The 8,888-nt window shown below is 72.2% G+C and carries 10 protein-coding genes and 1 pseudogene; 6 read left to right on the plus strand and 5 right to left on the minus strand.

The window, feature by feature from the left end; translation table 11 throughout:
• Positions 1–108: 108 nt before the first annotated feature.
• From QFZ26_RS04340 to QFZ26_RS04350, 3 genes and pseudogenes are all read left to right on the plus strand, one after another.
• A pseudogene (locus QFZ26_RS04340) lies at positions 109–1,678 on the plus strand (DEAD/DEAH box helicase).
• Positions 1,679–1,804: 126 nt separating this feature from the next.
• Positions 1,805–2,308 (plus strand): GNAT family N-acetyltransferase, encoded by a 504-nt coding sequence (locus QFZ26_RS04345; RefSeq protein ID WP_307039602.1) that lies wholly within the window; start codon positions 1,805–1,807, stop codon positions 2,306–2,308.
• A gap of 107 nt (positions 2,309–2,415) precedes the next feature.
• Positions 2,416–3,780, plus strand: a complete 1,365-nt coding sequence (locus tag QFZ26_RS04350; protein WP_307039604.1) for an FAD-binding oxidoreductase — start codon at positions 2,416–2,418, stop codon at positions 3,778–3,780.
• A gap of 16 nt (positions 3,781–3,796) precedes the next feature.
• On the opposite strand, the gene QFZ26_RS04355 is transcribed toward QFZ26_RS04350, so the two are convergent.
• Positions 3,797–4,378: an NUDIX hydrolase family protein gene (locus QFZ26_RS04355; RefSeq protein WP_307039606.1), complete on the minus strand. Its 582-nt coding sequence runs from the start codon at positions 4,376–4,378 to the stop codon at positions 3,797–3,799.
• 125 nt (positions 4,379–4,503) lie between these two features.
• Here QFZ26_RS04355 and QFZ26_RS04360 point away from each other — a divergent pair, with 125 nt between their 5' ends.
• Entirely contained in the window at positions 4,504–5,145 is a 642-nt protein-coding gene (locus QFZ26_RS04360) for an alpha/beta hydrolase (protein WP_307039609.1), read from the plus strand.
• Between the two features lie 25 nt (positions 5,146–5,170).
• On the opposite strand, the gene QFZ26_RS04365 is transcribed toward QFZ26_RS04360, so the two are convergent.
• Positions 5,171–5,572, minus strand: coding sequence for a DUF5997 family protein (locus QFZ26_RS04365; protein ID WP_307044923.1), 402 nt, complete (start codon positions 5,570–5,572; stop codon positions 5,171–5,173).
• A 95-nt stretch (positions 5,573–5,667) separates the two neighbouring features.
• Between QFZ26_RS04365 and QFZ26_RS04370 the strand changes: the two genes are divergently transcribed.
• Together QFZ26_RS04370 and QFZ26_RS04375 are read left to right on the plus strand one after the other, a co-directional pair.
• Positions 5,668–6,405: a LysR family substrate-binding domain-containing protein gene (locus tag QFZ26_RS04370; protein WP_307039611.1), complete on the plus strand. Its 738-nt coding sequence runs from the start codon at positions 5,668–5,670 to the stop codon at positions 6,403–6,405.
• Positions 6,402–7,142 (plus strand): glutamine amidotransferase, encoded by a 741-nt coding sequence (locus QFZ26_RS04375; RefSeq protein WP_307039612.1) that lies wholly within the window; start codon positions 6,402–6,404, stop codon positions 7,140–7,142. The genes QFZ26_RS04370 and QFZ26_RS04375 overlap by 4 nt, the downstream gene beginning before the upstream one ends.
• 58 nt (positions 7,143–7,200) lie before the next feature.
• Here QFZ26_RS04375 and QFZ26_RS04380 read toward each other — a convergent pair whose 3' ends face one another.
• From QFZ26_RS04380 to QFZ26_RS04390, 3 genes are all read right to left on the minus strand, one after another.
• The gene (locus QFZ26_RS04380; RefSeq protein WP_307039614.1) at positions 7,201–7,473 is read right to left on the minus strand and encodes a GlsB/YeaQ/YmgE family stress response membrane protein; all 273 of its coding nucleotides are present in this window, start codon (positions 7,471–7,473) and stop codon (positions 7,201–7,203) included.
• Between the two features lie 154 nt (positions 7,474–7,627).
• Positions 7,628–8,413 (minus strand): YidC/Oxa1 family membrane protein insertase, encoded by a 786-nt coding sequence (locus QFZ26_RS04385; protein WP_307039615.1) that lies wholly within the window; start codon positions 8,411–8,413, stop codon positions 7,628–7,630.
• A gap of 96 nt (positions 8,414–8,509) precedes the next feature.
• The gene (locus QFZ26_RS04390; protein ID WP_307039617.1) at positions 8,510–8,803 is read right to left on the minus strand and encodes a DUF6412 domain-containing protein; all 294 of its coding nucleotides are present in this window, start codon (positions 8,801–8,803) and stop codon (positions 8,510–8,512) included.
• Between the last annotated feature and the right edge of the window lie 85 nt (positions 8,804–8,888).

Genomic DNA, 8,888 nt, shown 5'->3' on the forward strand with positions numbered 1-8,888 from the left:
TCCGGGCAGGGCCTCATCCGAGGGCGCCCGATGACTCTCATACGGCGAACGGATGCGCCGACCGGCGCCTTCGCCAAACACCCACTGCCGGGTCGACAACTCTCCGCCATGCGGAGCTCGAACCCAGCGGTGTGCTCTGCCCTGAAAGGCACCAGTGACCGACATCACCTTCAGCACGCTCGGCGTGCCCGCTCCCCTCGTCGCGGCCCTCGCCGCCGACGGGATCACCTCCCCGTTCCCGATCCAGGTCGACACCCTGCCCGACACGCTCGCCGGACGCGACGTGCTCGGCCGCGGCAAGACCGGCTCGGGCAAGACCCTCGCCTTCTCCATCCCGATGGCCGCTCGCCTCGGCGGTGCGCTCTCCGGCGGCAGGCGCCGCCCCGGCCGCCCGCTCGGCCTCGTGCTCGCACCGACCCGCGAGCTCGCCACCCAGATCGACGCGGTGCTCGCACCGCTCGCCGCCGCCTACGGCATGACGACCACCACGATCTTCGGCGGCATCAGCCAGAAGCGCCAGGTCGACGCGCTGCGCGCCGGCGTCGACATCGTCGTCGCCTGCCCGGGCCGTCTCGAAGACCTCATGAAGCAGGGCCACGTCACGCTCGACGCGATCGAGATCACCGTGCTCGACGAGGCCGACCACATGGCCGACCTGGGCTTCCTCCCCGTCGTCACCCGCATCATGGACAAGACGCCCTCCGGCGGCCAGCGCCTGCTCTTCTCGGCGACGCTCGACAACGGCGTCGACAAGCTTGTCAAGCGCTTCCTGCAGAACGAGGTGCTGCACTCGGTCGACGAGGCCACCTCGCACGTCGCCGCCATGACCCACCACGTGTTCGAGGTCGAGGACGTCGACCAGAAGAACGAGCTCATCCGCGTGCTCGCTTCCGGCACCGGCCGCCGCATCCTCTTCATGCGCACGAAGCACCACGCCAAGAAGCTCGCCAAGAAGCTGACCGACCAGGGCATCCCCTCGGTCGACCTGCACGGCAACCTGTCGCAGCCGCAGCGCGACCGCAACCTCGCCGCGTTCTCCGACGGCTCGGCTCGCGTGCTCGTGGCGACGGATGTCGCGGCGCGCGGCGTGCACGTCGACAACGTCGAGCTGGTCATCCACGTCGACCCGCCCATGGAGCACAAGGCGTACCTGCACCGCTCGGGCCGCACCGCTCGTGCCGGCAGCGAGGGCGACGTCGTGACGATCAGCCTGCCCGCCCAGAAGCAGGATCTGAAGACGCTCCTGCGCAGGGCCGCCATCGTGGTCACCCCGCAGCGCGTCACCGCCACGTCGACCGCGGTCACCGCGCTCGTCGGCGACGTCGCAGCCTACGTGAAGCCGCTCCCCCGGGCCGCGGTGCAGGAGCAGGGCGGTCGCTCGCAGGGCGGCGGCCGTTCGCAGGGCGCCAACGCGCAGCGCAAGCGCGCCGCTCGCGGCGAAGGCCGCGGATCGTCCGATGTCGGCACGGCGTCGCCTCGCCGCGACCGCTCCGGCCGCACCGCCGAGACGAAGGCGCATGCCCCCAAGCAGGGCGGCGGCCACAGCCGCGGCGCGCAGACGACGGGCGCCCAGCGCGGCACCTCGGCTCGCTCCGGCTCGGCCAAGCAGCCGATCCGGGTCGGCAGTCTCGTGTCGCCGTCGCGCAACGAGCGCGGCAACCGGCGCGCCCAGGGCTGAGCAAGCCTGAACTGACCTGCCGAACGGCCCCGACGAGTTCACTCGCCGGGGCCGTTCGCGTCGGGTGCGCCGCGTCGAGTGCGGTGCCGATTTCGTCGCTGGCGCTCGCTGGCTTAGTCTCTGGGCATGAGCACCGAAGTTGTTGCCGATGTCGTCGTCCGTCCCATTCGGGACTCGGATGTCGAGGCCCTGGGCCGTGTTCACGCCACCTGCTGGCACGAGACCTACGACCACCTGATCAGCGCAGCCGCCTTCGAGCACCTGTCGCCGCGCCGCATGGCCGAGCTGTGGAATCACTACGCCGAGCGAGGCGAGGAGTACTCCCAGTTCGCTGCGCTCGTCGACGGCGAGATCGTCGGCTTCGTCGGCTCGGGTCCCGCCCGCGACGACAACCCGCCCCGCGATCGCGAGCTCTACTTCATCTACCTCCTCGACGCCTATCACGGCACCGGCATCGGCCAGAAGCTCTTCGATGCGGCCGTCGGCACCGAGCCGGTGTACCTCTGGGTGGCATCCGACAACCCGCGTGCGCACCGCTTCTATGCCCGCAACGGCTTCATCGCCGACGGTGCCGACCAGCGGGTGCCGTTCCTCGGCGAGGAGATCCACGAGGTGCGGCTCGTCCGCTGAGCGTGCGCCCGTACGCTGACCGCGTACGTGGATTCCGGGCGTCGGCGGCGCTCGGTAGCGTGAGCCGGGTCGGCATGAGCCGACGGATGCCACGAGAGGATCGCTCGATGTCCGATTCCGCGCCCCGTCCCGCCCTCGACGCCCTCGCCGATCGCCTCGGCGAACGAGTCACCCGGCCCGGCCATCCACTCTGGGACGCCATGCGCTCCCCGTGGAACCTCGCCATCGACCAGCGCCCGGCCGCGGTCGCCGTGCCCGCCGACGTCGACGAGCTCCGCGCGGTGCTCGTCGCGGCGCGTTCCGACGGGCTCGGCATCGCGGTGCAGCCGTCGGGCCACGGGGCATCCGGCTCCCTCGAAGGAGCGGTGCTCGTGCGCACGAGCGCGTTCGACGAGATCGAGATCGACACCGCCGCCCGCATCGCGCGGGTCGGCGCAGGCGTGCGCTGGGGGCTGGTGCTCGAAGCGCTCGCCGGCTCCGGGCTCGTCCCCCTCGCCGGCTCGAGCCCGGTCGTGAACGCCACGGCATTCACCATCGGCGGCGGGCATTCGTGGTTCTCGCGAACGCACGGGCTCGGCTCCGGCGCACTGCGGGCCGTGCAGCTGCTCACCGCCGATGGGCGGCACCGCTGGATCCGCGACGCCGACGACCCCGAGCTCATGTGGGCGTTGCGGGGTGCGGGCGGCGCCTTCGGCGTCGTCACCGCGATCGAGATCGAGCTCTACCCCGCCCCCGAGCTCGTTGGCGGCCGCCTGGTGTTCGCACCCACCGATGCGGCCGCGGTGTTCCGCGCGGTCATCGCGGCAGGCCGGAGCGCCCCCGAGAGCCTCGCGCTCCACGCCGGGGCGATGCGCATCCCCGATGTTCCCGCAGCTCCACCCGAGCTGCGGGGCACCACGATCGTGAGCGTCGAGCTCGTCGAACTGGGCGCCTCCGCCGAGGCTCGCGACGCGATCGACGCCATCCGCGCGGCGGGCACGGTGCACGTCGACACGGTCGGCCGCTTCGAGGTCGAGCTGCTCGGCACCATCGCCGAGGAGCCCACCGACCCGTCGCCGGGATATGGCTGGTCGGTCTTCGCCGATCTCGACGATGACGTCGTCACCCGACTCGTCGAGGCGTGGGAGGAACCCGAAGGGCGGGCCGTCATGGCGATCTCGCTGCGCCTGCTCGGTGGAGCGCTCGCCGGCGCTCCGGCGCGCCCGAGCATCGCCGGAGCGATTCGACAGAACGCGGTGGTGAGCGGGCACGCGATCGGGTGGCCCGAGCTCGCCGACGCGGTGCGTGGCGGCTTCGCGCACCTGCGTGAGGCGCTCGGCCCCGCGGCATCCGATCGCACCCTCTGCACGTTCGCCGCGCCCGGCGTCGGGTACTCGGGTGCGTACGCCCAGGCCGACGTCGCCCGTGCTGCGCGGGTGAAGGCGACGGTCGATCCAGAGGCGCGGTTCGTGGGCAACCGGGAGTTCCGGTAGGCGCGAGCCGTGCGGGCTAGCGCAGCGCGCCCACCGACGCGAGGCCCTGGCGCACGAGCGAGCCGCGGCCGCCCTCCATCTCGGCGGCGACGGATTCGCTCGCGGCCTCGGCGGGCGTCATCCAGGTGACCTCGAGTGCGTCCTGACGAGGTTCGCACGTGCCCGTCACGGGCACGACATAGGCGAGCGACACCGCGTGCTGGCGCTCGTCGGTGAACTGGGAGATGCCCGGCATCGGGAAGTACTCGGCGACGGCGAACGGCACGGCGCTCGTCGGCAGCAGCGGAAACGCCATCGGCCCGAGGTCCTTCTCGAGGTGCCGGAACAGCGCGTCGCGCAGCGTCTCGCCGTACATGACCCGGCCAGAGACGAGCGTGCGCGTCATCTCACCCACCGCGTTCGCGCGCAGCAGCACGCCGACCTCGACGACCTGGCCGAGCCCGTCGACGCGCACGGGAACCGCCTCGACGTACAGGAGCGGCAGGCGCCCCCTCACCTCGGCGAGCTCGAGGTCGGTGAGCCACCCCGGATTGGCGGGCGGGCGAACGCCCGGTTCGTCATCCGGATTCCAGTCCGGGTCGGGGGTGCGCACGCTCATGCCTCGATTCTGCCCCACGCGGCGCCTGCTGCCCATGTCGACGGCCGGATCGGCGGCGGTGCGGCGGTACTGTCGAGGGCGAGACGGATGCGCCGGCGGCATCCGGGCACCCGACGGAGGCACGCATGACCGAGGTTCGCATCGACGACGAGGCGGTGATCTGGTCCGCCTCCGCGGCCGATCGTGAAGGACGGCCGCTCCTCCTGCTGCTGCACGGCTACAACTCCAACGAGGGCGACCTCTTCGGCCTCGCGCCGTACCTCCCCCTCGAGCCGGCGATCGCGTCGCTGCGCGCGCCGATCTTCACGGGGTACGGCAATGCGTGGTTCCACCTGCCGCCCGAGGACGCCGAGCTCTCCCTCGCGGGCGCCGATGCCGCGACCGAGGCGATCATCGACTGGCTCGACCGTGCGGCGCCGGGGTCGACGGCGATCGGCCTCCTCGGGTTCTCGCAGGGCGGCGCGATGGCGATCGAGCTCCTGCGCCGGGCGCCCGAACGGTTCGCGTTCGCCGTGAGCCTCGCCGGATTCGCGCTGCCCGGAGAACGCGACGGCGACCAGCGGATGTCGCGGCTCGCGCCGCCCGTGTTCTGGGGCCGAGGCACCATCGACGACGTGATCCCCGCGGCATCCGTCGCACGCACGCAGGCCTGGCTGCCAGCGCATGCAGACCTCGACGAGCGCATCTACGAGGGACTCGGGCACTCCGTGTCCGAACTCGAGCTCGCCGACGCGGCGGCGTTCCTCAAGGCGCGCTACGCGGCCTGACGCGCGGCGGCGTGTGCGTGGGGCGTCAGACGCCCGAGCCGCCTCCGCCGCCGCCGCTCTCGCGAGGGTTGCGCGCGGCGCGCTCCTTGTCGCGCTCGGCGACGCGGATCTTCTCGGCGCGCACGGCCGCCTGGGTGGCGCGTTCGGTGACGAGCCACTGCGGCGGCGCGACGAGGAGCTCCTTGATCTGGGCGGTCGTCAGCGGCTCGTCGATGCCGCCCCGCGTGAGACCGGAGTTCGAGATGCCGAGCTTCGCGGCGACCACGGGGCGGGGGTGCGGGCCCTCGCGGCGCAGCACCTGCAGCCACTCGGGCGGGTCGGCCAGGAGGGAGTTGAGCTCGTCGCGAGTGACGACCCCGGTGCGGAACTCCTCTGGGGCGGCCTCGAGGAGGATGCCGAGCTTCTTCGCTGCGGTCTCCGCCTTCATGGTCTGCGGGTTCTTCGACTGGGACTGGCTCACCCTCACACCGTAGCCGATACCCTGAACAGAGCGGCCTTCCGGCGGCGGGAACGGGGGCGGAGTTGACGCTGAGGCTGCGCTACGTCGCCGGGGTCACCCCCGCGCGATGGCTGCGTGTGTGGGACGAACTGCGCCCCGACCTCCCGCTCGAGGCGATCCGGGTCGACGAGGCCGACCAGCTCACCGCACTCGCGGCGGGCGAGGCCGACCTCGCGTTCGTGCGCCTGCCCGTCGACGGCACGGGCCTGCACACCGTGCAGCTGTGGGACGAGATCGCCGTCGCGGTGCTTCCCAAGGAGCATCCGCTCGCCGACGCCGAGTCGCTGGCGCTCGCCGACCTCGAGGGCGAGCCGATCGCGCCCCAGCAGCCCGACCCGGCCATGACGATCGAACTCGTCGCCGCCGGTACCGGCCACGCCGTGGTGCCGCACTCGATCGCCCGCCTGCACCGTCGCAAAGACGTCGTCGCGGTTCCCGTGACGGATGCCCCGCCGACGCGCATCGCGCTCGTGTGGCCGGTCGACCGCGACGACGCCGACATCCAGCAGTTCGTGGGCGTGGTGCGCGGTCGCGGCGCGAAGAGCTCCCGCACCGAGGGCGACGCCGAACCCGCGATCAAGCCCGCGAAGGCCGCGAAGCTGGCCGCCGCCGAGCGACGAGCCGCAGACGCCAAGGCAGGCACGGGCAAGGGCGCGAAGGGCGGCAAGGGAAAGGGCGCCGGCAAGAGCGCGAAGTCGGGGCGCACTGCACCGCGCACCGGCCAGGGCGCCAAGCAGCGCAATCGCCGGAGAGGTCGATGAGCGGGGCGAAACCCTTCCTGTTCCTCTCGGCCCGGCCCGAGGTCGAGGCGGTCGGCCCCGAATACGAGTCGGTGCGCCGCGCGACGGGACTCGACGCGGGCCGCCTCGACCATGTGCGCCTCGACGTCGACCCGCTCGGCGAGCTGCGCCTCGACGACTACGCCGGCGTCATCGTCGGCGGCAGCCCCTACAACGTGACGACGCCCGAGACGGGCAAGCACCCCGTGCAACTGCGCGTCGAAGCCGACCTCGCCCGCCTCGCCGAGGCCGCCCTGCTCGCCGACCACCCCGTGCTCTTCACGTGCTACGGCATCGGCGTGCTCACGCGCGTGCTCGGCGGCGCCGTCGGCACGCTGCACGGCGAGGACGCCGCCGCGGTCGAGGTCACCCTCACCGACGAGGGCGCAGCCGACTCGCTCGTGGGCGTGCTCCCCCACCGGTTCGACGCGCTCGTCGGCCACAAGGAGGCGACCGAACGCCTGCCTGCCGAGGCCGTGCTGCTCGCGGCATCCGCCGGGTGTCCCGTACAGATCTACCGCGTGGGCCGCCGCGTCTACGCGACGCAGTTCCATCCCGAGGTCTCGACCGACGACTTCGTCGCCCGCGCGCAGGTGTACCGCCACCACGGGTACTTTCCGGCGAGCGAACTGCGCGAGGTGAGCGAGCGGCTCGCCGCGGCATCCGTCGTCGAACCGCAGCGGATGCTCCGCCGGTTCGTGGAACTGGCCGCCGGTTGAGACACGTCGAGCGGATGCCTCAGTGCTGAGGCATCCGCTCGAATCGTGTGCGGCCGGATTACGCGGCGGTGTTGCGGCTTCCGCGCGTGATGAGGCCCCAGATCAGCAGCACGATGATCGCACCGCCGATGGCGAGAAGCCAGGTGCCGAGGTCCCAGAACTCTTCGAGGCCCACTCCGAAGATCAGGCTCCCGATCCAGCCGCCGAGCAAAGCTCCGACGACGCCGAGCAAGAGGGTGATGAACCATCCTCCGCCCTGCCTGCCTGGCAGGATCAGCTTGGCGATCGCGCCGGCGATGAGGCCGAGAATCAGAAACGCGAGGAAACTCATGTGATGCTCCTTCGGTCGGGGATGACCCAAGGAAACCACTGCGAGCGCTTTCGGGGCAACCCCTTGCGCGCGTGGCGCCGAAAACGCTATTGCTGGGTGCCCGCTGTACGGCGGCTCCGTGCTCGCTCCGCACGACGCCCTGATCACGGTCGGGTCAGGCGGTTCGCACCTCCGGCAGCGGGTAGACCCGCCGCAGCAGCACCCGCTGCGCGAGCGTCCACGCGACGGTCACGAGCAGGTACAGGGCGGCGGCGAGCGGCACGAACATCGCGATCACGGCCGTCGCGAACTGCAGGAACCCGAGCATCCGCAGCGTGTCGGGGTTCGAGAGTGGCGAGACGGGTGCCGAGGCCGCTCCGGCGGCCGCCGGGGGCGGCGTGGGTTGCGGTCGGAACACCCGGCGGGTCAACTCGCCGACGAGCGCGATCGCCAGCACGATCGTGCCGAACACCGCCAACGTCGCGGGCACGGCAATGCCGGTCACGACGGAGCCAGCGAGGCTCGACCCGAGCGGGACGCCGAACAGGGTCTGCGCGAGGAGCGCATTGGGGTGGCCGGCGATCGTGGGCAGGATGAACAGCGCGTAGATGATGCCCACCACGGGAGCCTGCAGCAGCATGGGGAGGCAGCCCGCGAACGGCGTGGTGCCCTCGGCCTCGTAGAGCGCCATGGTCTCGCGCTGAAGCCGCTCGGGGTCCTTGCCGTGCTTGCGCTGCAGTTCGGCGAGCTTCGGCGCGAGCCGGGCGCGGGTGCGCTCGGCCTTCGCCTGCGAGATGCCGACCGGAATGAGGGCGGCGCGCACGAGCAGCGTCAGGAGCACGACGGCGGCGGCGGCGCTCGAGGCGCCGGCGACCGGTTCGAGGAGGTCGGCGAGGCCCATGAGCACGGCGTAGGCGCCGTCGAGGAGGGCCGCGATGGGCGGGAAGGCATACAGGTCCATGATGGTTCCTTGCGGTCGGAGGGATGCGGGATCCGTCTGGCCGCGGTCGCCGAAGGCCTCGCTCAGCGAGGCGATGGGCGGTGCGATCGGATGTCGCTACGCGGCCGCGACCGCGCGTGCAGGTGCCCTGGGACGCGCGCGTCCGGGAGCGTCGGGGTCGCTCTGTGCGAGCAACCGCCACGGGTCGGCGGTCTGCCGGCACCGGGTCGAGGCCCGTGTCGGATCAGCCGCCACGAGGGCCGGTGAGACGGCGCACGCCGTGACGACGATCGCGACCGCCGCGACGCCGACGACCCCGAGGAGGAGCACCGTGACCTGCGCGTTCGACGCGAGGGCGATCTCGAGCGAGGACTGCGCGTACCGGAGGAGTGCGACGAGGAGTTCCATCATGTCGCCTCCGTTCACGATGCACGAGCCCGCGCTCACCCCGCGAGTGCCTCAACGGTAGCACCGGGTCCGGCGCAAGCCGCAGCGC

This window comes from Agromyces ramosus, from assembly GCF_030817175.1.
In the GTDB taxonomy this organism is placed as follows: Bacteria; Actinomycetota; Actinomycetes; order Actinomycetales; family Microbacteriaceae; genus Agromyces; species Agromyces ramosus_A.

Bases quoted from the DNA above. Each gene is read 5' to 3' on its own strand.
- QFZ26_RS04345 (WP_307039602.1), top strand. From the start codon at position 1,805: ATGAGCACCGAAGTTGTTGCCGATGTCGTCGTCCGTCCCATTCGGGAC.
- QFZ26_RS04350 (WP_307039604.1), top strand. From the start codon at position 2,416: ATGTCCGATTCCGCGCCCCGTCCCGCCCTCGACGCCCTCGCCGATCGC.
- QFZ26_RS04355 (WP_307039606.1), bottom strand. From the start codon at position 4,378: ATGAGCGTGCGCACCCCCGACCCGGACTGGAATCCGGATGACGAACCG.
- QFZ26_RS04360 (WP_307039609.1), top strand. From the start codon at position 4,504: ATGACCGAGGTTCGCATCGACGACGAGGCGGTGATCTGGTCCGCCTCC.
- QFZ26_RS04365 (WP_307044923.1), bottom strand. From the start codon at position 5,572: ATGAAGGCGGAGACCGCAGCGAAGAAGCTCGGCATCCTCCTCGAGGCC.
- QFZ26_RS04375 (WP_307039612.1), top strand. From the start codon at position 6,402: ATGAGCGGGGCGAAACCCTTCCTGTTCCTCTCGGCCCGGCCCGAGGTC.
- QFZ26_RS04380 (WP_307039614.1), bottom strand. From the start codon at position 7,473: ATGAGTTTCCTCGCGTTTCTGATTCTCGGCCTCATCGCCGGCGCGATC.
- QFZ26_RS04385 (WP_307039615.1), bottom strand. From the start codon at position 8,413: ATGGACCTGTATGCCTTCCCGCCCATCGCGGCCCTCCTCGACGGCGCC.
- QFZ26_RS04390 (WP_307039617.1), bottom strand. From the start codon at position 8,803: ATGATGGAACTCCTCGTCGCACTCCTCCGGTACGCGCAGTCCTCGCTC.